Origin of the sequence: Aerococcus kribbianus (assembly GCF_026805545.1) — a bacterium.
GTDB lineage: Bacteria > Bacillota > Bacilli > Lactobacillales > Aerococcaceae > Aerococcus > Aerococcus kribbianus.
In genome coordinates this window covers 746,447-772,330 of sequence record NZ_JAPRFR010000001.1, presented here as the reverse complement: position 1 = coordinate 772,330, position 25,884 = coordinate 746,447, and the positions used below count along the sequence as shown (strand labels likewise).

Below are 25,884 nucleotides of genomic sequence, written 5' to 3'. Positions count from 1 at the left end.
AAACGTTGACCTAAAAGGCTAAAGATAAGCAGAAACTATCGTAAGCTCTCACGAGTAGTTTCAAGATACTTACAACTATTAATAGGAGGTTTTATTGATGAAGATTTTAGTTACTGGATTCGATCCATTTGGTGGTGAAGATAAGAACCCTGCTTTAGAAGCGGTGAAACGTTTACCGGATACCATCAAAGGGGCCGAGATTATCAAATTAGAAATTCCCACTGTATTTCATAAGTCCGCTGATGTCGTTCGTGAAAAAATGCGGGAAGTGCAACCGGATGCGGTCTTAAATATTGGCCAAGCAGGCGGTCGTTACGACCTAACTGTGGAACGGGTAGCGATAAATCAAGACGATGCGCGGATTCCTGATAATGATGGGAAACAACCCATTGATGAAGCTATTCAAGCAGATGGTGCACCAGCTTATTTTGCTTCTATTCCTGTCAAAGCCATGGTTGAAGCCATTCGTCAAGAAGGCTTACCAGCTTCTGTTTCTAACACCGCAGGAACCTTTGTATGTAACCATATTATGTACCAAACCTTATATATTGTTGTCAATGAGTTCCCTGATACCAAGGCTGGTTTTATGCATATCCCTTATATGTCCCAACAAGTCGTTGATAAACCTGGAACCCCATCTATGGCTCTAGATGATATGGTGACCGGTATCACGGCTGCCATTGCCGCTATTGTAGACTATCAAGACAAAGACGATATAAAAGCTGTTGGAGGCGCCACCCACTAATTCTTTTCTAAAAGAGCGAAAGAAAATAAATGATAAAGAGTCTTGGAGAGACCAATTTTTGGCTATCTAAGGCTCTTTTGTTGTTTAGAAGTGTATTTTTATAGGAAACTTGCTATTATAGATGGTGAAAGGGAGTGACCGCAATGCGTTACTATATGAAACAGAAAATTTCATTTTTTCAAGACTTTACAATAAAAGATGATAACGATCAGGATGTCTTTAAGGTTAAGCAAAAACGATTATCTATTGGTCGTTCCTTCGATGTAGAAGATGTTGAAACGGGTAATGATTTAATTGAAGTGAAACAAAAAATGCTTTCCTTTATGCCGACCATGCAGATTTATTTAGATGGTGATCATGTGGCATCCGTAAGTAAAAAAGTGACGGTATTTAAATCAAAGTATAAGGTCGATGAACTAGGATGGACTGTAAAAGGTGATATTTGGTCTCATAACTATACAATTGAGGATGAAGATGGCAATGTGGTGGCTGATATTAATAAGAAGTTCTTTGCCTGGACGGATACATTTGAATTTGATATTAATGCAGAAGCTGCCAATCCAGCCTTAGTGATAGGGGTTATCTTAGCTATTGATTTTGTGATGGATATGGAAGAGGATTAAATAAAAGTAGTTTAAACAGTAATTGGACGTGTCCAATTACTGTTTAAACTATAGAAATAGTTGTAGTAATTAGCTTTTGCTTTCTCCATGCTACTTATTTTATAATTATTATTTAGAAAACTTGCTAAATAAAATTTGAAAGCCACTCTTGCCCAATTGCTTGCTGAGTTTGTAATGGAGGGAAAGTAATGAGTATTAATGAAGTTGTTGTTGTATCGGCTTTGCGGTCACCAATCGGAAAGTTTGGAGGCACCTTTAAAGATTATTCTGCTGTCCACTTAGGAGCAGATGTTGTTAGAGCATCACTGGAAAAACTTAATTTAGATCCTAATGAAGTCGGAGAGGTAATTATTGGTAATGTGTTAAGTGCAGGTTTAGGTCAAAATGTCGCTCGTCAAGTGGCTATGGAAGCTGGCATCCCAAAAGAAGTACCGTCCTTCACAGTCAACCAAGTGTGTGGCTCTGGACTTAAAACAATTATGTTGGCCGCTCAATCGATTATGTTGGGCGATCATGATGTCGTAATTGCTGGTGGAACAGAAAATATGAGTCAAGCCCCTTACATTATGCCTGACTTTCGTTGGGGCGGTCGTATGGGAAATAAGACAGTCGTTGATACGATGATTAAAGATGGCCTTAGCGATGCCTTTTATGACTATCACATGGGAATAACGGCGGAAAATATTGTTGAAAAGTATAATATTAGTCGCCAAGAACAAGATGCTTTTGCTGCTAACAGTCAAAACAAGGCTGAAGCAGCGATTAAGGCCAATCGTTTCCAAGAAGAAATTGTTCCTATTTCAGTCCCTCAACGTAAAGGGAATCCACAAGTGATTAACCAAGATGAAGGGGTTCGCTTCGGTGTGACTGTCGAAAGTTTGGCCAAGTTAAAACCAGCCTTTAAAAAAGATGGTGGAACGGTCACTGCAGCAAACTCATCAACCATTAATGATGCTGCTGCAATTTTAGTCTTAATGTCCCGTGAAAAGGCAGAGTCATTAGGCTTAGATATTTTGGCGAGCATCACTAGCTCAGCTTCTTGTGGTGTGGATCCACTAATGATGGGAACAGGACCAATTTCTGCGACTCAAAAAGCTTTAGCAAAAGCAAATTTGCGTGTAGAAGATTTAGATTTAATTGAATCCAATGAAGCCTTTGCCGCTCAAGCTTTATGTGTGAACAAAGCTTTAGCTTTTGATCCTAAGCTTACGAATGTGAATGGAGGGGCAATTTCATTAGGTCATCCAATCGGAGCTTCGGGTAGTCGAATTATTGCTACTCTAATTCATGAAATGATTAAACGTGATGCTAAGACTGGTCTTGTTACCCTATGCATTGGTGGGGGACAAGGTAATGCTATGATTTTTAAACGATAGGATAGAATCTATAAAAGGTGAGCGTGGGTAATTCCTATGCTCACTTTTTTATTTCGTCAGGATTATCTGATTTTTCTATAAGGTTTGTGATTTTAAAACTGTTTGCATGCTGGCAGTGATGGCGTTTTTCCCATGTCTCATAAGATAAGCTTTCGGTTGACTAGCCTATTGGTGAATATTGACCATGATTCTTTAGACAAATTCTTGAATTACCAGTAGCGAATCGCTAAACTATGATTATCCAATCGTTTTGATGATGAATGACTAGCAGATTGAAGGGAGAAACGATGCAAATTCAAGCAATAAAGGGCTCTTTTTTCACTAGCCCAGTTTATGGTGAGGTCAATTTCCATGATAATGCCTTGATTGAAGTAGATCGTCACGGAGTAATTAGTGATATTTTGTTTAAAGACCAATCAGGTTATCAAGAAGCTTTGGCCCATTACCGTCATCAAGAACAGTTAGTCGAACTCAGTCCTGACCAATACCTCTTACCGGGTTTCATTGACACCCATATTCATGCCCCACAATGGCCACAGCTAGGGGTGGCCTTAGATCGTCCATTAAATGAGTGGTTAGAACAACATACCTTTCCATTAGAGGCGAAGTACGCCAACCTTGAATTCGCCCATACTGTTTATACTGATTTGGTAGAGCAATTGTTGGCTCATGGCACCACAACTGCACTATATTTTGCGACTATTCATATGGAAGCCTCCTTAGAATTGGCTAAAATTTGTGCTGAAAAAGGTCAAAGGGGATTGGTGGGTAAGGTAGTTATGGACCATCCCACCGGAAATCCTGATTATTATCGTGATGAGTCGACGGAAAAGGCCATAGCGGACACAGAAGATTTTATTAAGAAAGTACGACAAATGGCTGAGACAGTGCCTCAAGGCTTATACCCCGTTATTACTCCTCGTTTTGCACCGTCTTGTACAGACCAAGCTTTAGCAGCTTTAGGCCAATTAGCAACTAAATATCAGTGTCATGTACAAAGTCATTGTAGCGAAGGTCAATGGGAACATGATGTGACAGCAGAACGCTTTGGCAAAACAGATACCCAGGCGTTGGCTGATTTTGGACTTTTTGGCCCTAAATCAGTGATGGCCCACTGTAATTTTATCTCTGATGAAGATGCGAAAATTTTTCGTAAGCATCAAACAGCAGTGGCGCACTGTCCCATTTCTAATGTTTATTTTGCAAATTCGGTCTTACCTGTTCGCCATTTAAAAGACCTAGGAGTGGAAATTGCTTTAGGGACGGATATTTCTGCGGGCTATACACCTAGTTTATATGAAAATATGCGGCAAGCGGTGATGTCTTCTCGTCAATTAGAAGAAGGCGTGGATACTAGCTTGCCTGCCAGTAAACGTGGAGTGGTTCATTCTCGAATTGGTATGAATGAAGCCTTCTATTTGGCCACTACTGGCGGCGGAGAAGCCTTAGACCTAGCGATAGGCCAAATTGCTCCAGGGTATGCGTGTGACCTACAAGTCGTATCAACAAGCCACAATAAAGATTTTGCTGTTTTTAGTGATGAAGAGCATATTCTCCATCGTTTGTTGTACTCAACAAATTCAGATAATATCGAGGCAGTTTATTGTCAAGGGCGCTTGGTGCATACGAAAAATAACTAATTTAAATGATAATGATAATAAGAGTTTAGGATTTATGTCCTAGACTCTTTTTCTTTACAAAAATTTAAAATTTACATAAACCATACAGAGTTTTACAGCTATTTTACATAAAATTAATATTGGCACTTTATAATATGAGGTGCACTAATAAATTAAGGGTATTGTTTAAGGAGGAAAATTCACTTATGAATTTTAAAAAGATACTTAAAGGCGCGGCTGTTTTAACAACTTCGGCCTTCTTAGTCGCATGTGGTAACGGTGGGGGGCAATCAAATTCAGGTGCAGATGGTGATAAGGTAGAAATTACCTTCTGGCATTCTATGGGTGGAAGTACTGGTGAAGCTTTAGATAAGATTGTCCAAGATTATAATGAATCTCAAGATGAAGTAGTAGTAAATGCGCAGTATCAAAGGGAATATGACGATGCTCTAACAAAATTACGGTCTTCTGCTTCAGGATCAAATGTTGGCGCCGATATTGTTCAAGTGTTTGAACAAGGGACGACATTTATGAAGGATTCTGGCTTAGCAGTACCAGTTCAAGAATATATTGATGAAACTGACTTTGATACTTCAGTCTTAGAACCAAACTTGTTAGCTTACTATACGGTTGATGACACTTTGTATTCAATGCCATTTAACTCATCAACACCAATTATGTATTATAACAAAGACATGTTTGCTGAAGCAGGTATTGATGAAGCGCCAACTAGCTTAGAAGAGATTAAAGAAATCGCTCCTAAATTGGAAGATGCGGGTGCCGATATGGCAATGTCTTTGGGTGTCTATGGATGGTATATTGAACAATTTATTACTAAACAAGAAGAATTAATGTACGACAATAACAATGGACGGGATGGCCAAGCCAACTCAGTTGTCTTCGATGACAATGGAAGTATGGAAAAAACTTTGGGTGCTTGGAAAGATCTTCAAGATGAAGGTGTAGCACCAATGGTTGGTCGTGAAGGTGGACAACCAGAATTTGTATCTGGATCTTCAGCAATTACAGTGGGATCAACTGCTAATTTGCGACAAATTCTTGATGAAGTAGATGGTCGTTTTGAAGTAGGTACAGCTTACTTCCCAGGAGTAACTTCTGATGACCAAGGTGGTGTATCCATTGGTGGTGCGTCTCTATGGATGATTGATTCTGAAGACGATGCCCGTAAAGACGCTACTTGGGACTTTATTCAATATTTGGTTTCTCCAGATGTCCAAGCACAATGGAACCGTGATACAGGCTACTTCCCAGTAAATACTGGTGCTCATGATACGGATGTTTTCAAACAAAATATTGAAGAATTCCCACAATTTGAAACAGCAATCAACCAATTACATGATTCAAATCCAGAAGATCAAGGGGCTCTTACAGGAGTCAACCAAGAAGCACGTAAAATTTACGAAGCAGAATTAGAAAAATTACTTAATGATGAACAAAGTGTTGATGAAGCAGTGAAAAATTCTGTTGAACAAGTCAATGCGGCCTTAAGTAACTACCAACCTGCTAAGGCAGAGTAAATTACTGTCAGTCTCTGGGGTAAGGTCACTTACCCCTCTTTTTCATTTTTATGAGGTGATAAATTTATGGAAGACAAAGTACCAATTGTCAAAAAAGACCAAGGTATCTTATCTAAGTTAGAGGCTTGGATGTATTTGTTACCTACTCTGATTATATTAGGGATTTTTATGTTTCATCCCTTTATCCAAACTTTAAATCGGAGTTTGTATCGAACAGATGGTTTTGGTCAAAATGCTGAATTTAAAGGTTTAGGAAATTATAATGAATTATTTCATTCAGCATCATTTTGGAACTCCATTCAGGTGACGATTCTATTTGTTTTAATTGTTGTTTTGGTTGGTGTGATCATTGGTTTTTTAGGCGCTATGCTCTGCCAACGAACCTTTAAGGGAATTTCTTTCTTCTCTACTTCTTATGCAATGCCAATGGCTATTGCTTCTGCAGGTATGGCGATGATTTTCCAAGTGATGTTAAATCCTTCGATTGGGATTATTAATGCCATTTTCGATACTTCTAAAAATTTCTTAACAGATCCTAATCTAGCTTTATTAACTGTTGGCTTTTTAACAGGGTGGTTGAATTCTGGAATGAATTTCCTATATTTCTCATCAGGGCTAGCGGGTATTGATGATTCTTTATATGAGTCAGCTTCTATTGACGGGGCAGGTGGCTTCCAACAGTTCTTACATATTACTATTCCGTCTTTAAAACCAACCCTTTTCTTCGTTGTGGTAACCAATATTATTAACGCTTTTCAAGCCTTTGGACAAATTAATATTTTAACTAGTGGAGGTCCAGGTGAAGCAACCAATGTTATTGTTTACGATATTTATAAAAATGCTTTTATGAATTATCGTTATGGTTATGCCTCAGCAGAATCAGTTGTCTTATTTATTATCATTATGATTCTTACTGGAATCATGTTCGCTATTCGTCAGAAAGGGGAATAAGTATGGCGGCAGTCATCGAAAAAGAAAAAAAGAAAACGTCTAAGGGGCGTTATCGGCAAAGTCAACGCAACCAATGCATTTTATTATTGCTATTAAATGTTCTATTTTGGATATTTGTGATGTTTCCTATTATCTATGGTTTTCTAATGGCTATTAAATCGTCTGCTGATTTATATAATCCAGCCGCTAAATTAATTCCTTTGAATCCCACTTTTTCTAACTTTGTTGATGTATTCAAATTGGCCCCAATTGGTCGCTACATTCTCAATTCTTTGATTGTATCCGTAGCGATTACTATTTTTCAGATCTTAACTTCCTCATTAGCAGCTTTTGCTTTCCGTTTCCTGAAGTTTCGTTTTTCTAATATTTTATATGCTTTGATTTTAGCGACTATGATGATTCCAGGAGAAGCCATCATTATTTCTCAATTCTTGATGGTTTCAGCTTGGAATTGGACAGATACTTTATATGTTTTAATTATTCCTTATATGGTGTCTGCTTTTAATATCTTTTTGTGTCGCCAAGCATTAGATAGTTTTCCTTATGAAGTTTACGAAGCAGCCAAGGTTGATGGATGTTCCAATGTTAATTTTGTTTTCACTATTATGATTCTTTTATTGAAGCCTACTTTAGGAGCTATGGCCGTACAATCATTCTTAAGTGGTTGGAACATGTATATGTGGCCGTTGTTAGTGACGAATTTAGATGAAGCTCGCACAGTTCAAATAGGGATTTCTATGTTAAATTCTGTGGATTCTCAATCATTGGTATTAATGGTGGCAGGGGTTATTATCTGTATGATTCCAAGTTTAATGATCTTTGTCTTTGGTCAACGGAATATGGTTAAAGGACTCACTGCTGGAGCAGTTAAAGGGTAAAGGAGTTATAAAAATGTCTGGATTAGAATTAAATCAAGTGGCAAAAATTTATGAAGATGGCTATAAAGCGGTTAAAAATATTAGTTTAAAGTCAGAGCAAAAAGAGTTTATTGTTTTAGTTGGTCCATCTGGATGTGGAAAATCGACGACTTTACGAATGATTGCCGGTTTAGAGGATATTTCTGAGGGTGAATTATTGATTGATGGGGAAGTTGTTAATAATGTTCCCCCTAAAGATCGCGATATTGCTATGGTTTTTCAATCATATGCCTTGTATCCTCACATGACTGTTTGTGACAATATCGCATTTTCTATGAAGATGCGAAAAGTACCTAAAGAAGAACGTTATGACAAGGTAGAAGCTGTTGCTAAAATTTTACAATTAGACCAGATTTTGGATAAAAAACCTGGTGCTTTGTCTGGTGGTCAACGACAACGGGTAGCTTTAGGTCGGGCTATGGTACGAGATCCTAAAGTTTTCTTGTTAGACGAACCTTTGTCTAATTTGGATGCTAAGTTACGGGTAGCGACACGGGCTCAAATTGTACAACTTTATGAGCAATTGGATTCAACCTTTGTCTATGTAACTCACGATCAGACCGAAGCCATGACTATGGGAACTCGCGTAGCTGTTCTTAATGATGGTAACATTGAGCAATTTGATACACCTGGTAATCTTTACTATAATCCTGCTAATCGTTTTGTGGCAGAATTTATTGGGTCACCACAAATGAATATGCTTGATGGTAAGCTAATCATGACGGATCAAGGCCCAACTATTAAGAGCGCTAATGAGAACTTGCCTTTGAGTGATAATTTACGGGAACGTTTATTAGTTGAACCTAAGGGGCAAGATATTAAAATTGGTATCCGTCCAGAAAGTATTTCTTATGCTCAAAGTCGAGTGAATCAATCAACAATTAAAGTTGATGTTAAAAATGTCGAACAGTTGGGATCAGAAACCTTTATTTACTTTGATTTCCATGCGGCTGAAAATGAATGTTGTGCCAAACTAACGCCAGCCAAGTATATTCCTAATAAATCAGAAATTTATCTTACTATTGATATGAGTAAGGCCTATTTGTTTGATGGGCAAACAGGGGAGGCATTGCTAGCAGCCCGCGATTTTTCTGGAGAAGGGATTGATTAAGATGACGACAGTGATTGCTCATCGTGGTTATTCTGCTAAATTTCCAGAAAATACGCCACTGGCTTTTCAAGAAGCTCTTAAAGCTGGTGCAAATGGTATTGAATTAGATGTTCATTATTCTGCGGACCAAGCTATTGTTATTTGCCATGATGAAACGGTTGATCGGACTTCTAATGGCAAGGGGCTAATTAAAGAACTTAGCCTAGACCAGTTAAAGGCTTTAGATTTCGGTAATGCAAATCATTATGGGAAATCTGATACTGGGATATGGACTCTAGATGAATTTTTAGCTTGGGCAAGTGACTACCCTGAATTATTAATTAATATAGAAATAAAAAATAATATTTTTGCTTATGAAGGCATTGTCAAAGATGTTGCTGCTTTATTGGATAAGTATGAACGTTGGGAGACTGTGATTATTTCTTCCTTTAATCATCAGACGATTAAAAAAATGCAGGAAGTTAATAGACAAGCAAGATTAGGATTTTTGGTGGCGGATACTTTACTAAATCCTGAAGAGTATTGCTATAAATATGGTGTCACTAACTACCACCCAGCTTACTTTAGTGTTAACAGAGAAGATATCCAAGTATTAACGGCAGCAGGTGTGGCAGTGAATACTTGGACAGTGAATAAGGTTGAAGATATGCAAACGCTTAGTGACATAGGCGTAACGGCTGTGATTACTAATGAAGTTAGTTTAGCTTTAGATGTCTTAGCTTAAAAAAATGCATCATTAAGGACAAATATAGAAAAAGCACGACTGTAGAGGAATTCTACAGCCGTGCTTTTATGTTTAGTGCCATTAAATATCCATATCTGCAGATTTGAAGGCGCCTGGAAGCAAGTCAGAGATTGTTGTTTTATGCATTTGCCCTTTTTGATTAGTTAAAAGAACAGGTAGGTCAGCGGGAGCGAACTCGGAAATTACTTGTCGGCAGGCACCACAAGGGGCGATGGGTTGATTAGTAGTGCCGGTAACGACGAGGTAAGAAAACTGATGATGGCCATCAGCAACCGCTTTAAATACTGCAGTTCGTTCGGCGCAGTTGCTCAGTCCATAAGAGGAGTTTTCAATATTACAACCAGAGTAGATTTGTCCATCGGAAGTGAGTAGGGCAGCGCCTACGGGAAATTCAGAATAGGGGACGTAGGCTTGTTTTAACATGTCAGTAGCAGCTTCTATCAATTTATCTTTCATTGCGTTATCAATCATAAATAGCCTCCTCGTTAGGGCATTGACTACTATAAAAAATGACTTATTTAGTGACTTGGAGTGCTGCTTCTAGGGCAACTTCAATCATATCGCCAAAAGTTTTTTCTCGTTCCTCAGCTGTTGTTTCTTCACCAGTAACTAAGCTGTCAGAAACAGTCATAATGGCTAGGGCTTTTACCCCATGTTTAGCAGCTACAGAATAGATACCAGCAGCTTCCATTTCAACGGCTAAAACTCCATACTGAGCTAATTTTTCTTTATCGAGTTCGTCATTATAGAAACGGTCAGAAGATAAGACATTACCAACATGGACTGGTAAATCTTTTTCTAGAGCAATATTATGAGCTGCTTTTAAGAGGTCAAAGTTAGCAATAGGTGCAAATTCTACTTGATGGTGAAAAATATTGCGGTGTAGGGCGGCATCTGTTGTTGCCCCTTGACCTAGCACTAAATCACGGATTTTAAGATTGGCATTGATAGCGCCAGCTGAACCTACTCGTAGCAAGATTTTGGCACCATAGTCTTGGACGAGTTCTTCACTATAAATCATGGCTGAAGGCATTCCCATTCCTGTACCTTGGACAGAAATAGGGACACCTTTATAGTTACCTGTATAACCGAAAGCGTTGCGGACGGTATTGTACTGTTTAGCTTCTTCTAGGAAGTTTTCCGCAATAAATTTAGCGCGTAAAGGGTCTCCAGGAAGTAAAACAATTTCAGCGATATCGCCTTTTTGGGCATTAATATGGGTACTCATAATAGGGGCCTCCTTTTTATTTCAAGTCATTCATAAATGATTGGCCACGGGTGTCATAATCAAGGTCAAAATTATCAGCTAAAGAAGCAGCAATATCGGCATATGTCTTCCGGATACCAAGTGAATTGTTACCAGCTAATTTTGGGCTATAAACTAAGAGGGGAACATATTCACGGGTATGGTCAGTCCCAGGAGCAGTCGGATCGTTGCCGTGATCGGCAGTGATAATTAATAGATCATCGTCTCCAATCTCTGCCATTATATCTGGCAAGTAGTGGTCAAATTCTTCAATGGCCTTGGCATAACCTTCAGGATCACGACGGTGGCCATAGACAGCGTCAAAATCCACCAAATTAGTAAAGGTGAGTCCTTGCCAATCATCACGTTTTAATAGGTTAATGGTTGTTTTAATGCCATCTAAATTTGATTTAGTGGGATGGGATTCGGTGATACCATTACCAGAAAAAATGTCGTTGATTTTACCCACGGATAAGACATCATAATCTGCTTCTTTAAGAGAGTCTAAAACCGTTTTACCAAAAGGTTCTAGAGCGTAGTCGTGTCGACCACCATTGTTCCGTTCAAAGGCACCAGCTTGTCCAGTAAACGGACGAGCGATTATACGACCAATCATTACTGGAGGTTCATTGGAAATGGAACGAATATATTGACAAATGTCATAGAGTTCTTCTAGTGGAATGACGTCTTCATGGGCAGCGACTTGTAGCACTGGATCAGCTGAAGTGTAGATGATTAAGGCACCAGTATCTAATTGTTCTTGGCCATAATCTTTAATGACTTCTGTTCCGGAATAAGGCAGATTGCAGATGACCTTACGTCCAGAATAGTCTTCGATTTTTTTGAGAAAATCTTCGGGGAAGCCTTCAGGGAACACTTGAAAAGCCTTTTGAATGTTAAGCCCCATGATCTCCCAATGGCCAGTCATCGTGTCTTTACCTACTGAGACTTCTTGCATTTTACCGTAGTTAGCCTTAGTTTGGTCCACTGCTTTGAGCGGTGGTAAATCTTCAATATTGGCTAAGCCTAAATCTAATAGGTTTTGCCAATTAGCATTGGGATTCTTTTCGATAATATGGCCTAGTGTATGGGTTCCTTGGTCACCAAAATCAGCTGCGTCAGGGGCTTCTCCAATACCGACAGAGTCTAAAACAATTACATTAACACGTTTAAACATGGCAATCCTCCTTGATTTTTCACTAGTGAATAGTATTTAAGATTAATTCTGGGACATCTGCTTGGTCAGCAATGGTGATGTTATCATAAAGGATTTGTTTAACTTCTTCGACATCTTCATTGTTGGCATGGATGGTGAGTAAACTTTCACCTTCTTTGACCTCATCTCCAATTTTCTTGTTGAGAACAATACCGACAGCCATATCAATAGTGTCGTCTTTAGAGGCACGTCCAGCGCCTAGTAGCATAGAGGCTAGACCAATTTTTTCAGCTTCCATAGCAGCTACTTGACCACTACTTTTAGCAGGTAAATCAATTTGATATTTGGCCGTCGCCAACTGGTCGGGATGATCAACAACACTAGGGTCCCCATTTTGCGTACGAATAAATTCCTTGAGTTTTTCTAGTGCCTGACCAGATTCGATGGCCTCGGTTAAGAGTTTTCTGGCCTCGTCAATCGTATCAGCTTTTTTAGCTAAGACCACCATTTGACTACCTAAGGTTAATACGAGTTCAGTGAGGTCATCTGGACCTTGGCCTTTCAAGGTAGCGATGGCTTCCTTAACTTCTAAGGCGTTACCGATAGCTTTGCCTAGGGGTTGGGACATGTCTGAAACAACTACCATAGTGTCCCGGTTAACCTTTTTACCGATGTCCACCATGGTTTGGCCTAATTGACTGGCGTCCTCAACTGTTTTCATAAAGGCACCGGATCCAACCTTAACATCTAGTACAATCGCATCAGCACCGGCAGCGATTTTTTTGCTCATGATAGAACTGGCAATTAGTGGAATAGAGTTAACAGTTGCGGTGACATCACGTAAGGCATAGATTTTTTTATCGGCAGGGGTAAGGTTACCTGTTTGCCCTACTACAGCAATTTTGTGCTGGTTAACGGCAGCGATAAATTCTTCTGTAGATAATTCAATTGTGAAACCGGGAATGGCTTCTAATTTGTCTAGGGTACCGCCTGTGTGCCCTAAACCACGACCAGACATCTTAGCAATGGGTGCCCCAACTGATGCTACTAGGGGAGCCAAAATGATAGTTGTGGTGTCCCCAACTCCTCCAGTAGAGTGTTTATCAACTTTGATGCCATCGATTGCTGACAGGTCAATTTGGTCACCAGACTCAACCATGGCTTGGGTTAAAATGGCAGCTTCATGTTCCGTCATTCCTTGGAAGTAAATCGCCATTAAAAGGGCGGAGATTTGGTAGTCAGCAACTTCTCCTTGAATGTATTGGTCAATGATCCAGGTGATTTCTTGATCAGAGAGTTCTTGGCCGTTACGTTTCTTTTCAATAATATCAACTGCGCGCATAATAAACTCCTTTCGCTAGAAGTGACAAAATCTAGAAGACAATACCAACCACGGCAGCGGTTAAGGCAGAAACTAGGGTAGAGCCTAGTAACAGTTTAAGACCAAATGCTGCGACGGTTTTACCTTGTTTTTGGTTGATTGATTTAACAGCACCAGTAATGATTCCAATAGATGAGAAGTTAGCAAATGACATCAAGAAGGTAGACATCATAGCTAGAGTACGTTCAGAAAATTCAAGATTAGTTAAATCAATCATGGCTACGAATTCATTAGTGACAAGTTTGGTGGCAATAATCGTACCTGCTTCAATGGCTTCATTGAAGGGGACACCTAAGATAAAGGCCACTGGTGAGAAGATATAACCCAAAACCTCTTGGAAGGAAATACCAAAAAGGTTAGCAAAGATTCCGTTGATAAATGCAATCAAGGCGGTGAATCCAATTAATTGGGCAGCAACCCCAATAGCCGTATTAAATCCATCAGTGATATAGTCAGAAAGAACTTCGAAGAAGGAACGACTTTCGTCTTCATCTAAATCCAAGGTATCTTCTTCTTCACTGAGTTCATATGGGTAGATAATTCCTTCAATAACGAATACCCCAAACAAGTTTAATGGGATGGCAGCAAGCACATAAGAGGGATCTAAATAAAGCATATAAGATCCCACAATTCCCATTGAAACTGATGACATGGCTGGTGCTGTTAAGGCAAACATCCGATGTCTAGGAAGATCAGCAATATAATCCTTAATTGAGATAAAGATTTCCGTCTGTCCCAAAATCATAGAAGCAACCCCTACATAGGACTCTAGTTTTCCCATGCCATTAATTTTGGAAATGGCTAAGCCTACATATTTAATGATAAGGGGCAAGATTTTAACATAATTTAAAATCCCAATTAGGGCAGAAATAAAGACGATTGGCATCAAGGATTGAAAGAAAAAGACGCCTTCAGTTTCTAATAAACCACCAAATACGAAGGCGGTCCCTTCAGTGGCATAAGATAGAAGATGCTCAAATCCTTTGGCGATACCTCCAAGTACTGTAATTCCTGCACTAGTCCGCAAAAGAATGAAACCAACAATCAGTTGGATAGCAATCATGGTAATAATTGGTTTAATTTTAATTTGTTTTTTATTATTCGAAAACAAATAGGCAACCGCTAAAATAGCGACAATGCCGACTACGGATAATAATCGATATAACATATACTTTTCTCCTTACTAGTTGATGATAGCAATTCCTTTACTCATACCTAAACGGTTAGCCCCATTTTCAATCATAGTTAAGGCTTCTTCCTTGGTATGAATACCACCTGATGCTTTTACTTGGAGAGCGTCGCCCACAGTATCCTTCATTAATTTGACATCTTCTGCTTTAGCTCCGCCAGTTGAGAAGCCAGTTGATGTTTTAACGAAGTCTGCTCCGGCTGCTTTAGCTAGTTCGCAAGCAGTGACAATTTCGTCTTTGCTTAATAGGCAAGTTTCGATGATTACTTTGACTAATTTTCCTTGCGCCGCATCAACAACAGCTTGGATATCAGCTTGTACGGCATCTTTTTCACCTGATTTTAGCTGTCCGATGTTAATGACCATGTCAATTTCATCAGCACCGTTTTCGATGGCATCCTTGGTTTCGAAAGCTTTTGTAGCACTAGTATTGGCACCTAAAGGGAAGCCAATGACGGTACAAACCTTGACGTCAGAATCACTGAGGATTTGGCTAGCATATTTTACCCATGTCGGTTGAATGCAGACAGAGAAGAAGTGATAAGTTTTGGCTTCTTCAATTAGTTTTTCAATATCTGCTTGACTAGCGTCAGCCTGTAACTGTGTGTGATCAATATATTTGTTGAGTTTTTCCATTAAAAACATCCTTTCCTAAAAAGAGCGATAGGGCTTACATCTTTAATATAGCATGGTATAGAAATTTTGTAAATAAGTTTATGAAATAAATTTCTATCCCTTGACTAATAGTTGTTTGGCGGTGTATTTATCCGTAATTAATTCATTGCAGAAACCAGAAGACAAGGCACCTTTAATAGCGGCAAGTTTATGTTGACCACCTGCCACTAATATGGCATGGTCCTTATTTTTAATTTCGTTTAGGCTAAGTCCCACAGTACGTTGATCTAGCTCTTGATTAACGATTTGTCCATGAGCATTATAGAAGCGTGAGCAAATGTCTCCGACGCCTTCTGTTTGGAGTTGTGTGATTTCCGCTTCAGTGAGGTAATTGAGTTGGAAGAGTAAGGCGTTAGGACGTACACTACCTACCGTAAAGACTGCGATATTTGCCTTTTGAGCCAAGTTTAGGACACGGGCGATATGGCTATCTGATAGGATAGTGTCTTTGATATGTTGGTTTTCAAATATTACAGGTAAATTGAGTAAGACCGGCTCCGTATTAAAAGCGTGGGCAAAGCGGTCAATGGTTTCATAGGAATAAGTCTTGCGTTGTGATTGGCTGACACCCCCTTTAAGCTGAACGACTTGGATATCCTCAAGATGGGTTTGACTAAGATGCTTGGAGACATGATAGATAGTCCGTCCCCATGAGACGCCTAGGATGTCACCAGCCTTGATTAGAGCCTCAATGTATTGGGCCGCTGTTTGTCCCAACGCATTAAGAACATACTCATAATTTTCGTTGACAACATTGGCAACTTTAACGGCTTTTAAGCCATATTTTTCTTGAATGTCATTTTCTAAGTCTAGGAGATCAGACTGGTCATCGTGAATTGTAAAGGTGACAATTTTGTGTTTGATTGCATCAGCGATTAGGCGCGAAATTGTGGGCCTTGAAAGGCCAAGCTGCTTGGCAATATCTTGTTGACTTTTTTGGTGGGTATAGTGGAGTCGGGCCACCTGCACCATTAGTTGATAGCGTTCTGGATTCACCTTGTCACTTCCTTATGCTTTATTCACTATCTATTATACATTTTTAGACCTAGTAATAGCAAAGCCTTTTCAGCCTTGCAGACAAGTTATCCTTTGATTTAAGACTAAAAAAACCCAACTACCAATAAGTGATAGTTGGGCTTGGGAATTAGCATGATTATTAATAAATTGTCATTAGAAAATCATTTGGTCAGAACCGAATGTTTCACCCAAAGCTTGTTGAGCTAAAACATTGAGGAAGTGCCATGGACGGTCAAAGCCTGGTTGGAAGAAGAAGTCAGCTAGGGCTAACTGTTCTAAGGTCCATTCAGCGGTAATTGCTACAGAAAGGGCATTGATGGCGTGGGTGATATTAGCTTTAGAAGCTAATTGTCCGCCAAGAATCTTATGACTATCTTTGTCATAGGTAATCTTCATGTGGACGGTTTCTTCTTGGCCACGGAAGTCAGGCAAGAGTTTTTCCTCATAGTAATGGCTAGCCGCATTTAAGCTACCAGCTGTGGTTTCGTTGACACCAGTAGTAGCGATAGTGTAATCAAAAACTGGTAGGGCAGAAGTACCATTAAGTTCAGGTTCTTCGAGCTTATCTTCAAAGGCATTTTTCACAGATACAACTGCTTGTTTCCGGGCATTGGTTGCTAGAGCAATTGATTTTTCTTCATGGTCTGGACCATAAGGAATAAAAGTGGCGTCCCCGCCAGCAAAAACATCCTCTGCAGAAGTATGGGTGAATTTGTCGATTTTTACAAAGCCACGATCATCAAGGTCGATACTGCCTTGTAACCATTCAGTATTAGGTTTAACGCCTAGAGCAATAATGACAGTGTCAGCTTCATATTCGCCTTTATCGGTTTTTACTTTGGATACTTTACCTTCTTCACCAACAATTTCACTAACGCCTTCACCCATTTGGAGTTTCAAACCATGTTCTTGGGCATTGGCTTCTAAGACATTGGTGATTTCTTTATCAAGATAAGTTGGCAGGATATGATCTTTGAATTCGATTAATGTCGTATCAATACCTTGTTTAGCAAAACTTTCCGCTGCTTCGAAACCGATATATCCAGCACCAACAACGACAACTTTTTTAGCAGTTTGCATGCGGGTTTTGATTTTTTCAGCCCAAACAGGACCACGCATGTAATAAACTTCTTCTAAGTCAGTTCCTGGAACTGGTAGTGGAGCGGGAACCGCACCAGGAGATAGGAAGAGTTTATCGTAACTTTGTTTTTCTTGACCGTCAGCAGTTTCAACTGTAATTTCTTTGGCTTCAGGATCTAAAGCAACAACGTCTGCATTGACATGGATATTAACGCCTTGTTTTTGGTAAGAGTCTTCATTAGCATAATGCAGGCTGTCTAATGAAGGAGCGATATCTTCTAAATAGCTTTGAATTCCGCAGGATAGGAAGCTCGCCTTGTCACCACGTTCATATAGATGAATTTCAGCATCAGGATAATCTTTCAATAGGGTTTGAGTGGCTTCGTAGCCGTAATGAGAGGTTCCTACAACAACAAATTTCATCATTCATTCCTCCTAATATTTGTATTCTGGCCCCATTGTATCGGTAATCCTTTTCATATTCAAAAAATTTGACTAAAAGATTGGCGATTTTCAAAAGAAATCAGGGGTTTATAATTAATATATTATTTATCTAGTTTTCATAATTACTTGAATTAATGATTCTATTCCTATATGATTGGCTTAGCTTATTTAACAAGTCAAAATGGAGGTTTGCTATGAAACGAGCAGTTCTTGTTGATTCAACCGCAAATATCGGACAAAATTTATATGATCATCCAGATGTTTTTCAAGTCAATTTAAATGTTAACTTTAATGATGGGAGTCATTATTCAGATACTTGGGACGACCAGGCCTTAAGCAGTTTTTATGAAAAAATGGCCGCAGCCAAAGAACTCCCAACAACTAGTCAGCCCTCACCACAAAATTTTGCAGAGTGCTTTGAAGCCATTATTGCAGCTGGTTATGACTCAGTAATTGTTGTATTAATTGCTTCTAAAATTTCTGGGACCTTTCAAACCGGACAAATGATGGCTGGTGAATATGAGGACCAATTAGAGATTCACGTCGTTGATTCAGGTACTTCTTCTTATGGTTTGAAGAATATGGTAGAACATATTCTGAAATGGTATGACCAAGGTCAAAGTAATGAAAAAATTCTTTCTCAATTAAAACAATTGATAGCCGATACGGTCATTTATGGAGCCGTCCATGATCTAACGAATTTTATTAAAGGTGGGCGAATCAGCCATATAGGTGGACGTTTGGCAGGAGCCATGAAGGTAGGTAGTGTGTTTTCAGTTGACCAAGGGCAAATCGACTCGCTTAAAATGGCTCGAAGTAAGCGACGTATCCGCCAGACATTGGATAAACTATTTGCTGAAAAACTTGCGGAAAAAAGTCAAGCTTATCGTATTGCAGTAGTTCATACCAATATCCCTGAGACGGCTCAAGCCAAAGCAGAAGAATTACGTCAAGTCTTTACAAAAGCCAAGGATATTATTGTCGATAATTTAACTATTGTTATCGGGACTCAAGTAGGCGAAGATGTCTTAGCCTACGTTTATCTTCCATTAATGGATTAGATGCTATATTTCCCTGTAGCTGATTAATTTATTTTCCAGTTATTGAATTTCACCAATATAATTAGCTAATAAGGCTGGGACTTTTGTCCTAGCCACTTTCGTTGTTACTTCTCTACAGATTAATGTTAGCGTCTTTCTTTGGAGAAAGCGATTTTATATGCGATAATAAGGCTAATTAAGAAGTGTTATCAATAAAAGGAGTGGATGAGATGAAGAGTCGTGCTGCAGTTGCTTTTGAACCAGGTAAAGCATTAGAAATTGTTGAGGTGGATGTCCAAGATCCTAAGGCTCATGAAGTGATGGTGAAAATAGACTTTACTTCAGTGTGTCACACCGATATTTATACCTTATCAGGAGATGATCCCTCTGCTAAGTTTCCTTGTATTTTAGGACATGAAGCGACAGGAACCGTCTATAAGGTAGGTCCAGATGTTACAGATTTCTCCGTTGGGGACAAGGTGGTGCCCTTATGGAAACCAGAATGTGGTCAATGCGAATATTGTAAGAAGGGGTTGAATTTCTGTTCTGCCATTGCTGACACACAAGGCGAAGGGGTAATGCCAGATGGAACCAGCCGTTTTTCTTATCAAGGCGAAACCATTTACCATTTTATGGGGACATCAACGTTCTCTGAGTACACAGTGCTTGCTGATATTTCTTTGGCTAAGATTCCGGAAGATGCCCCACAGGATAAAGTGGCCTTGCTAGGTTGTGGAGTGACCACTGGTATGGGGGCAGTTAAGAATGATGCCAAGTTCCAACCAGGGTCAAGTGCTGCTGTTTTTGGTGTAGGTACCTTAGGCTTAGCCGCTATTCAAATGTTGAAACGATTGGATGCTAAAGAAATCATTGCCGTTGATATTAATGATGATAAAGAAGCCATGGCTAGAGAAGCTGGGGCAACTCACTTTATCAATTCCAGTAAATTAGATCAGCCCGTGCAAGACTATATTATTGAATGTACTGATGGTGGCGTAGATTACAGTTTTGTTTGTGTGGGACATGTTGACACGATGAATGCTGGTCTAGAAGCGACACATAAGGGTTGGGGTCAATCCGTTATTATGGGTGTAGCTGCTGGTCAGGAAAAAATCTCTACTCGTCCTTTCCAACTAATCACTGGTCGTGAGTGGAAAGGGTCCTCATTTGGTGGTGTCCAAGGACGCAGTGGTTTGCCTAAAGTCATTGCTGATTATCAAGCCGGGAAAATCGATTTAGAGCCTTTCATTTCCCACCACTTGGCCTTTGAAGACATTAATGAAGCCATCCGTTTGCAAGAAGCTGGCCAATCCTTACGTGATATCTTATCTTTCGAGGAGGTTAATAATGCTTAAGGAGTTAGAGAAAAAGAAAGTATTTTCTGGCTATCAGTACCGCTACCAACATGACTCGCAAGTCTTAAAATGTTCTATGGTTTTTACTCTGTTTTTACCTAAGCTAGACAACAAGCAAACAATCCCTTTAATTTGGTGGCTATCAGGTTTAACTTGTGATGACCAAAACTTTGCCACTAAAGGAGGCTTTCAAGCCTATGCTCAAGCCAATCAACAAGCCATTGTAATTCCTGATACCTCACCACGCGGCGAAGGGGTTCCTGATGATGACGCCTATGACTTAGGGCAAGGGGCAAGTTTTTACTTAGATGCTAGTCAAGAACCCTGGTCGCAAAACTATCTTATGTATACCTACCTTAGTCAGGAGTTGCCTGAATTAGTGAAGTCACTAATCCCTAATTTTTCTGGCCAAGAAGCTATTATGGGGCATTCTATGGGAGGTTATGGTGCGCTGATGCTTGCTTTGCGCCAACCGGAACGTTTTCAATCAGTCTCTGCCTTTGCTCCGATTACCAATCCTAGTCAGGTAGAATGGGGTAAAAAAGCCTTCAGTAATTATTTGGGGGACAATCATCATCAATGGCAGACTTATGATCCTATTTACCTATTAGATCAGGAAAAAGTACCTCCTATGCTAATTACTCAAGGTACTGCAGATGAGTTCTATCCTAATCAATTAACAGAAGAAGCCTTTTTATCTGCAGCCAATCAGCATAACCATCAAGTGACTTATAATAAGGAAGAAGCTTATGATCATTCCTACTATACGATTGCAAGTTTTATTGGTCAGCATTTAGCCTTTCATCACGATCATCTAAGAGACAATATTTAAGGCCAGAACGTTTTTTATTTTAGGCTTTGTCTATGCTAAAATAAATTTAAGTTATTATAATTATGGCTGATTTATTTTGCTAGAAATATAAACTTTTTAGATACTTGTCTAGAAATATGTATGAAGAGGACTTAGGAGACAGCAACTGATAGTAGTCTGACCAAATGATTGAAATGAGGCCGGGACAAAAGTCCCAGCCTCTTCAATTTATTCCAGTTATATGTTTTTCATCTCATCCTTTTAGTCGGGCTCCAAAAGTCAGAACAGACTGCCTTTCCCAAGAGTCTTTGATAGCTAGTCGCTATCTGCAGTCTTTTGCTCCAACGATTCCGTCCTACCGCTTTTCATCGCACCCTTTTGCTATTTAAAATGAAAAAGAAATGAGGAAAGTATTATGTTAGCGTTTTATGGCATCCCTAATTGTACCACTTGTAAAAAAGCAGAAAAACAGCTTAATGAATGGGGACTTGACTATCAATACTATAATCTAAAAGAAGAAACTCCCAGCAAAGAAAGCTTGAGAGCTTTGATTGATCAGGAAGGGGAAGATTCACGTCGATTATTTAATACTTCTGGTCAGCTTTATCGGGAACTAGATTTAGCGAATAAATGGGCAGATTTAACCTTAGAAGATAAGGTAAACCTGCTTCACCAAGATGGTATGCTAGTGAAACGTCCATTGATTATTGGACAAGATCAATATACTATTGGTTCAGACATTAATGTTTGGCAAAATTTAGCCAATTAGTGGTAAGGAGGAGCGCTATGCAGGCGAATAAACCTTATGGCGGGGTTTTGGTGAAAGCGGTGCGCATTCTCGATTATTTATCGCAAACGCAAAGTCCGCAATCAATGACCAATATTGCAGTGGAATGCCAGTTAACGATGTCCACCACCAATAAAATTTTGGATACTTTAGAAATTTTAGGTTTTGTCCGTAAAAATATGGGGGACAAGACTTATGCCTTAGGTCCTCGTTTACTGCAGTTAGCCAACGCCGCCTTTATTCAATTTGATCTCCTACGAGAAAGCTATCCGATTTTATACCGTTTATTTCAAAAGGTAGATGCCACAGTTAATATGGGTATGTTACAAGAAAAAAGTGTTCTTTATGTTAACAAGTTTACTCCCGCTGTTAATCGGCATGTAACCCAATCAAGGATAGGTTTTCGCGAAGACCTCTATTGTTCAGCCATGGGGAAGGCTTTGTTGGCAGCTCAAGAAGATGATTATATAGAAGGCTATTTAGAGAATAGTCATTTAGAAAAACGGACAGATTATACCATTATTCAACCGGAAATTATTCGTCGGCAAATTGCTATTGCCCGACGAAATGGTTACGCTACCGATAATCGCGAAGCAGAAGATAATATTTTTTGTATTGGAACGACAATGGGAGATAGCCAGGCTTTGTCTCGCTATGCTTTTAGCATTTCAATTCCTTATGATCAGCTAACAACTAAACGTTTCGAAGCCTTGATTGGCGAATTGCAGAAGGCCAAGGCCGTCATTGAATATCAACTCACTGAAATTTAAAATCACCAAAAATGCAAATTCCCAAGCAACTTGCATTTTCTGACATTATAGATTGCAATTTGTTAACAGCTTTCCTATTAGGAAAGCTGTTTTCTTTTTTAGAAACAAAAAATAGGCAAAAGCTCTTGTAAAGCGATTTCAACATTCTTATAATTAAGGTGTTGATGTTGTAAACGGTTTATTGTTTCTTTTTGAGAAAATAGGAGGTTCATATGAATAAGTTACGTTTAGGAATTATTGGTTATGGTCAACAAGGTGGTTTCTATGGTGATCTATTAGCAAAAGGCCAAGTTAGCAATATGGAAGTAGGGGCTGTCACTGAAATTGATTCTGCTAAAGATGCCCGCATTAAAGAAGTTCACCCAGAAGTGACAATCTATCGTGATTATAAGGAAATGGTTAAGAGTGGCGATGTTGATGCCATTATTACCACAGTTCCTCACTACCTTCACCCAGAAATGGCAATGTTTGCCTTGGAAAATGGTATTCATGTGTTAAATGAGAAACCTGCTGGGGTATACACTAAGCAAGTCAAAGAATTGAATGATTTTGCTAGCAAACATGATGATTTAACCTATGCGATTATGTTCAACCAACGGAATAATCCATTATACAAACGGATTAAAGAAATTGTTGACAATGGTGAAATTGGTGATATCCGTCGTACCAACTGGATTATTACAACTTGGTGGCGTCCACAAGCCTACTATGATATGAGTGATTGGCGCGCGACTTGGGGCGGTGAAGGTGGCGGTGTCCTTGTCAACCAAGCACCTCACCAATTGGACTTAATTCAATGGATTGCAGGTGTACCAGAAGCGGTTTATGGCAAGGTGAAATATGGTTACCAACGCGATATTGTCGTTGAAGATGAAGTGACTGCCGTTTTAGATTATGGTAATGGTGCCACTGGGACATTCGTTACTTGTACCCATGACCTAATCGGTACTGACCGTTTAGAAATTTTAGGAGATAAGGGTAAAATTGTGGTAGAAGACTCTCAAAAAGTTAAAGTTTACCGCATGACTAAATCTGAAAATGACCTCAACAAAGAAATGGACTTTGAAGGGGTAAAATCATTGTTCATGGGGCAAATGGATATTAATGAAATCTATCAAGTAGAAGAATTCTCTGCTGAATCACAATGGGGTGGCCAACATGCGGGTGTATTAGAAAACTTCGCAGCCCACATTTTAGATGGTGAACCATTACTTGCTCCAGGTTCTGAAGGAATTAATGGTGTGCGTCTTGCCAATGCCATCCATTTATCAGACTGGACAAATCAAGAAGTTAGCCTAGTAGACTTCGATGACAACCAATATTTAGAAGAATTAAATAAACGAATTGCCGAAGAAGGCAAATATGAAACACGTTAGGTTGAATCACTATAACTGGATCAAGGAGGTAGTCTAATGTTAAAAGTTGGTATTATCGGTCTAGGGACCATATCCTACATCCATCATTTAGCTATAGAGGCGACCGGTCTAGCTGAAATTGTAGCGGTTTGTGATATCAACCCAGCCACACAAAACGACTACCCTGACTTGCCTTTCTATACTGATATGGAGGAAATGTTAGACCAAGAAAACTTGGATGTTGTCCATATTTGCTTGCCTCACTATTTACATGTTCCCGCTGCTAAAACTTGTATTGATCATGGTGTCCATGTTTATTTAGAAAAACCTCTCGCCATGTCCTACCAAGAAGGCCGTGAACTAGCAGATTATGTTGAAAGTCATGACAGTAAGGTGGCGGTTTCCTTTCAAAATCGTTACAACAAAACCAGTCAAGAGCTTCATCACCGTTTAAAAAAATTAGTATCAGAGGATAATGGTCGTGTTTTAATGGTCAAGGGAATTGTTACTTGGTTTAGACCAGAATCTTACTATGAGGCTGAGCCTTGGCGAGGACGTTGGGACCAAGCTGGCGGAGGAACTATTGCCAATCAATCCATCCATACTCTAGATTTGATGCAGTGGTTTACTGGTCAAGAACTAGTCGCTAGTAAAGGGAAGTTAATACAATTAACGGATTATGCGATTGAGGTTGAAGATACAGCAACTGCAGACTTCACATTTACTAATGATGTCCATGGCATTTATTATGCCACCAATGCTTACCAAGAAAACTCAACTGTTTTAGTGGAAGTAGTGACTAATGAAGGGCGCTACGTCATTTCAGATAATGCGCTATACTACTATGCTGACAAGTATGGACAAGGGCATTTAATTTGCCAAGATGATATTTTCCCTTCCTCAAAATCTTATTATGGTATGGGACATAAGTTGGCCATTCAAGCCTTATATGAGGCTATAATTAATAATAATGAGGATTATATTTCTGTAGCGGATGCTTTGCCATCCATGATGATGATCGATTTATTGAAACAATCTAGCCAATCCAACCAAAAAGTGAATGCAAAGGAGTTGCTATAATATGGTAGAAGCCAAAATTGGTGTACAAGCGATGATGTTAAAGGAAAAGTTTGAGGAATTAGGCCCTTACCAAACCTTGAAGAAAATTGTTGAATTAGGCTACCATGCCGTAGAAATTTCGCAAATTCCAATGACACCAGAAAATGTTCAGGAAATCAAACAAGCCAAAGAGGATTTTGATTTAGATATTGCTTCCTTATCTTGCGTGGTATCCAACGACGGTGCTGGGGGCGGTAATGATGATCTAGAAACACAATTTGATAAAATTGTTGCCGATTGTAAAACATTGGGTGTTGATTTATTAAGAATTGGTATGTTGCCTTTCCCTAATATGCGTAATTTAGAAACAGTGTTAGATTTTACTCGTCAAGCGAATAAATATGCTAAAGACTTGAAAGAGCATGGGATTGACCTTTACTACCACAACCACCACGTGGAATTCCGTAAATACGATGGGAAATTCCTTTTGGATATTATTGCTGAAGAGTGTCCTGAATTAGGATTTGAAGTTGACCTCCATTGGGTGCAACGGGGTGGTGCTAACCCTATTGATGTGTTAGATAAACATGCTGGTCGTACTGCTTTGGTTCACCTAAAAGATTACCGCATTGGAGAAATTCCTGAAGAGGCTTTCCAAGCCTTAGAAGAAGAGGATGTAATGACCTTCTACCAAGCTTTCACTAATATTATTGAGTTTGCTGAGCTTGGTCAAGGATCAATGGATTATAAACCAATTATCGAGAAAGCCTTGGATACAGGAGTACGTTATTTATTAGTGGAACAAGATATGCTATATGGTCGCGATCCATTCGATTGTTTAGCTGACTCACGTGATCATCTTATCGCTCTAGGTTACGAAGACTTATTCTAAAG

Annotated in this window: 25 protein-coding genes; 17 read left to right on the top strand and 8 right to left on the bottom strand. The window is 39.3% G+C overall.

The features are described 5' to 3' along the window. The first annotated feature begins 97 nt into the window (after window positions 1-97). The 9 genes from pcp to OW157_RS03590 all read left to right on the top strand — a co-directional run bounded on the left by pcp (window position 98) and on the right by OW157_RS03590 (window position 9,604). Window positions 98-745: a pyroglutamyl-peptidase I gene (pcp, locus tag OW157_RS03630; protein ID WP_268751973.1), complete on the top strand. Its 648-nt coding sequence runs from the start codon at window positions 98-100 to the stop codon at window positions 743-745. A gap of 143 nt (window positions 746-888) precedes the next feature. After that, window positions 889-1,368, top strand: a complete 480-nt coding sequence (locus OW157_RS03625; protein ID WP_268751972.1) for an LURP-one-related/scramblase family protein — start codon at window positions 889-891, stop codon at window positions 1,366-1,368. 194 nt (window positions 1,369-1,562) lie between these two features. Next, window positions 1,563-2,744 (top strand): acetyl-CoA C-acetyltransferase, encoded by a 1,182-nt coding sequence (locus OW157_RS03620; protein WP_268752247.1) that lies wholly within the window; start codon window positions 1,563-1,565, stop codon window positions 2,742-2,744. A 287-nt stretch (window positions 2,745-3,031) separates the two neighbouring features. Continuing rightward, window positions 3,032-4,384: a guanine deaminase gene (gene guaD / locus OW157_RS03615; protein ID WP_268751971.1), complete on the top strand. Its 1,353-nt coding sequence runs from the start codon at window positions 3,032-3,034 to the stop codon at window positions 4,382-4,384. 185 nt (window positions 4,385-4,569) lie between these two features. Then, window positions 4,570-5,901, top strand: coding sequence for an ABC transporter substrate-binding protein (locus tag OW157_RS03610; protein WP_268751970.1), 1,332 nt, complete (start codon window positions 4,570-4,572; stop codon window positions 5,899-5,901). 66 nt (window positions 5,902-5,967) lie between these two features. Then, window positions 5,968-6,852: a carbohydrate ABC transporter permease gene (locus tag OW157_RS03605; protein ID WP_268751969.1), complete on the top strand. Its 885-nt coding sequence runs from the start codon at window positions 5,968-5,970 to the stop codon at window positions 6,850-6,852. A gap of 2 nt (window positions 6,853-6,854) precedes the next feature. Next, on the top strand, window positions 6,855-7,730 hold the full coding sequence (locus OW157_RS03600; protein WP_268751968.1) for a carbohydrate ABC transporter permease: 876 nt from the start codon (window positions 6,855-6,857) through the stop codon (window positions 7,728-7,730). 13 nt (window positions 7,731-7,743) lie between these two features. Continuing rightward, complete coding sequence (locus tag OW157_RS03595; protein WP_268751967.1) at window positions 7,744-8,880, top strand: ABC transporter ATP-binding protein; 1,137 nt, start codon at window positions 7,744-7,746, stop codon at window positions 8,878-8,880. Window position 8,881: 1 nt separating this feature from the next. Continuing rightward, entirely contained in the window at window positions 8,882-9,604 is a 723-nt protein-coding gene (locus tag OW157_RS03590) for a glycerophosphodiester phosphodiesterase (RefSeq protein ID WP_268751966.1), read from the top strand. 81 nt (window positions 9,605-9,685) lie between these two features. Here the strand turns inward: OW157_RS03590 and OW157_RS03585 are convergent, their stop codons facing one another. The 8 genes from OW157_RS03585 to OW157_RS03550 form a co-directional block, all read right to left on the bottom strand. Then, window positions 9,686-10,096 carry a cytidine deaminase gene (locus tag OW157_RS03585; RefSeq protein WP_268751965.1) on the bottom strand — a complete coding sequence of 137 codons (411 nt, stop codon included), beginning with the start codon at window positions 10,094-10,096 and terminating at the stop codon, window positions 9,686-9,688. Between the two features lie 43 nt (window positions 10,097-10,139). Further along, window positions 10,140-10,853 (bottom strand): purine-nucleoside phosphorylase, encoded by a 714-nt coding sequence (deoD, locus tag OW157_RS03580; protein ID WP_268751964.1) that lies wholly within the window; start codon window positions 10,851-10,853, stop codon window positions 10,140-10,142. A 16-nt stretch (window positions 10,854-10,869) separates the two neighbouring features. Continuing rightward, window positions 10,870-12,048: a phosphopentomutase gene (deoB, locus tag OW157_RS03575; RefSeq protein ID WP_268751963.1), complete on the bottom strand. Its 1,179-nt coding sequence runs from the start codon at window positions 12,046-12,048 to the stop codon at window positions 10,870-10,872. Window positions 12,049-12,070: 22 nt separating this feature from the next. Continuing rightward, the gene (locus OW157_RS03570; RefSeq protein WP_268751962.1) at window positions 12,071-13,369 is read right to left on the bottom strand and encodes a pyrimidine-nucleoside phosphorylase; all 1,299 of its coding nucleotides are present in this window, start codon (window positions 13,367-13,369) and stop codon (window positions 12,071-12,073) included. A gap of 31 nt (window positions 13,370-13,400) precedes the next feature. Further along, window positions 13,401-14,576 (bottom strand): NupC/NupG family nucleoside CNT transporter, encoded by a 1,176-nt coding sequence (locus OW157_RS03565; RefSeq protein ID WP_268751961.1) that lies wholly within the window; start codon window positions 14,574-14,576, stop codon window positions 13,401-13,403. Window positions 14,577-14,591: 15 nt separating this feature from the next. Further along, a complete protein-coding gene (gene deoC, locus OW157_RS03560; protein ID WP_268751960.1) occupies window positions 14,592-15,233 on the bottom strand; it encodes a deoxyribose-phosphate aldolase in 642 nt (213 codons plus the stop codon). A 93-nt stretch (window positions 15,234-15,326) separates the two neighbouring features. Further along, window positions 15,327-16,268, bottom strand: a complete 942-nt coding sequence (locus OW157_RS03555; protein ID WP_268751959.1) for a sugar-binding transcriptional regulator — start codon at window positions 16,266-16,268, stop codon at window positions 15,327-15,329. A 174-nt stretch (window positions 16,269-16,442) separates the two neighbouring features. Next, entirely contained in the window at window positions 16,443-17,795 is a 1,353-nt protein-coding gene (locus tag OW157_RS03550; RefSeq protein WP_326938034.1) for an FAD-dependent oxidoreductase, read from the bottom strand. Between the two features lie 212 nt (window positions 17,796-18,007). Between OW157_RS03550 and OW157_RS03545 the strand changes: the two genes are divergently transcribed. The 8 genes from OW157_RS03545 (at window position 18,008) to OW157_RS03510 (ending at window position 25,882) form a co-directional block, all read left to right on the top strand. Beyond that, on the top strand, window positions 18,008-18,874 hold the full coding sequence (locus OW157_RS03545) for a DegV family protein (protein WP_268751958.1): 867 nt from the start codon (window positions 18,008-18,010) through the stop codon (window positions 18,872-18,874). Window positions 18,875-19,083: 209 nt separating this feature from the next. Next, the gene (locus tag OW157_RS03540; protein ID WP_268751957.1) at window positions 19,084-20,208 is read left to right on the top strand and encodes a zinc-binding dehydrogenase; all 1,125 of its coding nucleotides are present in this window, start codon (window positions 19,084-19,086) and stop codon (window positions 20,206-20,208) included. Beyond that, complete coding sequence (fghA, locus tag OW157_RS03535) at window positions 20,201-21,040, top strand: S-formylglutathione hydrolase (RefSeq protein WP_268751956.1); 840 nt, start codon at window positions 20,201-20,203, stop codon at window positions 21,038-21,040. Before OW157_RS03540 ends, fghA begins: the two co-directional genes overlap by 8 nt. A gap of 394 nt (window positions 21,041-21,434) precedes the next feature. Next, the gene (locus tag OW157_RS03530) at window positions 21,435-21,788 is read left to right on the top strand and encodes a Spx/MgsR family RNA polymerase-binding regulatory protein (RefSeq protein ID WP_268751955.1); all 354 of its coding nucleotides are present in this window, start codon (window positions 21,435-21,437) and stop codon (window positions 21,786-21,788) included. A gap of 17 nt (window positions 21,789-21,805) precedes the next feature. Continuing rightward, window positions 21,806-22,576, top strand: coding sequence for an IclR family transcriptional regulator (locus OW157_RS03525; RefSeq protein WP_268751954.1), 771 nt, complete (start codon window positions 21,806-21,808; stop codon window positions 22,574-22,576). A gap of 212 nt (window positions 22,577-22,788) precedes the next feature. Beyond that, entirely contained in the window at window positions 22,789-23,952 is a 1,164-nt protein-coding gene (locus OW157_RS03520; protein WP_268751953.1) for a Gfo/Idh/MocA family protein, read from the top strand. Window positions 23,953-23,988: 36 nt separating this feature from the next. Next, window positions 23,989-25,011 (top strand): Gfo/Idh/MocA family protein, encoded by a 1,023-nt coding sequence (locus OW157_RS03515; protein ID WP_268751952.1) that lies wholly within the window; start codon window positions 23,989-23,991, stop codon window positions 25,009-25,011. 1 nt (window position 25,012) lies between these two features. Next, entirely contained in the window at window positions 25,013-25,882 is an 870-nt protein-coding gene (locus tag OW157_RS03510) for a sugar phosphate isomerase/epimerase family protein (protein WP_268751951.1), read from the top strand. Window positions 25,883-25,884 lie beyond the last annotated feature (2 nt).

Bases quoted from the DNA above. Each gene is read 5' to 3' on its own strand.
- OW157_RS03550 (WP_326938034.1), bottom strand. From the start codon at position 17,795: ATGATGAAATTTGTTGTTGTAGGAACCTCTCATTACGGCTACGAAGCC.
- OW157_RS03590 (WP_268751966.1), top strand. From the start codon at position 8,882: ATGACGACAGTGATTGCTCATCGTGGTTATTCTGCTAAATTTCCAGAA.
- deoC (WP_268751960.1), bottom strand. From the start codon at position 15,233: ATGGAAAAACTCAACAAATATATTGATCACACACAGTTACAGGCTGAC.
- OW157_RS03540 (WP_268751957.1), top strand. From the start codon at position 19,084: ATGAAGAGTCGTGCTGCAGTTGCTTTTGAACCAGGTAAAGCATTAGAA.
- deoB (WP_268751963.1), bottom strand. From the start codon at position 12,048: ATGTTTAAACGTGTTAATGTAATTGTTTTAGACTCTGTCGGTATTGGA.
- OW157_RS03565 (WP_268751961.1), bottom strand. From the start codon at position 14,576: ATGTTATATCGATTATTATCCGTAGTCGGCATTGTCGCTATTTTAGCG.
- OW157_RS03610 (WP_268751970.1), top strand. From the start codon at position 4,570: ATGAATTTTAAAAAGATACTTAAAGGCGCGGCTGTTTTAACAACTTCG.
- OW157_RS03520 (WP_268751953.1), top strand. From the start codon at position 22,789: ATGAATAAGTTACGTTTAGGAATTATTGGTTATGGTCAACAAGGTGGT.
- OW157_RS03585 (WP_268751965.1), bottom strand. From the start codon at position 10,096: ATGATTGATAACGCAATGAAAGATAAATTGATAGAAGCTGCTACTGAC.
- OW157_RS03625 (WP_268751972.1), top strand. From the start codon at position 889: ATGCGTTACTATATGAAACAGAAAATTTCATTTTTTCAAGACTTTACA.
- OW157_RS03530 (WP_268751955.1), top strand. From the start codon at position 21,435: ATGTTAGCGTTTTATGGCATCCCTAATTGTACCACTTGTAAAAAAGCA.
- fghA (WP_268751956.1), top strand. From the start codon at position 20,201: ATGCTTAAGGAGTTAGAGAAAAAGAAAGTATTTTCTGGCTATCAGTAC.
- OW157_RS03600 (WP_268751968.1), top strand. From the start codon at position 6,855: ATGGCGGCAGTCATCGAAAAAGAAAAAAAGAAAACGTCTAAGGGGCGT.
- OW157_RS03525 (WP_268751954.1), top strand. From the start codon at position 21,806: ATGCAGGCGAATAAACCTTATGGCGGGGTTTTGGTGAAAGCGGTGCGC.
- OW157_RS03515 (WP_268751952.1), top strand. From the start codon at position 23,989: ATGTTAAAAGTTGGTATTATCGGTCTAGGGACCATATCCTACATCCAT.
- OW157_RS03545 (WP_268751958.1), top strand. From the start codon at position 18,008: ATGAAACGAGCAGTTCTTGTTGATTCAACCGCAAATATCGGACAAAAT.
- OW157_RS03595 (WP_268751967.1), top strand. From the start codon at position 7,744: ATGTCTGGATTAGAATTAAATCAAGTGGCAAAAATTTATGAAGATGGC.
- deoD (WP_268751964.1), bottom strand. From the start codon at position 10,853: ATGAGTACCCATATTAATGCCCAAAAAGGCGATATCGCTGAAATTGTT.
- guaD (WP_268751971.1), top strand. From the start codon at position 3,032: ATGCAAATTCAAGCAATAAAGGGCTCTTTTTTCACTAGCCCAGTTTAT.
- OW157_RS03570 (WP_268751962.1), bottom strand. From the start codon at position 13,369: ATGCGCGCAGTTGATATTATTGAAAAGAAACGTAACGGCCAAGAACTC.
- OW157_RS03510 (WP_268751951.1), top strand. From the start codon at position 25,013: ATGGTAGAAGCCAAAATTGGTGTACAAGCGATGATGTTAAAGGAAAAG.
- pcp (WP_268751973.1), top strand. From the start codon at position 98: ATGAAGATTTTAGTTACTGGATTCGATCCATTTGGTGGTGAAGATAAG.
- OW157_RS03605 (WP_268751969.1), top strand. From the start codon at position 5,968: ATGGAAGACAAAGTACCAATTGTCAAAAAAGACCAAGGTATCTTATCT.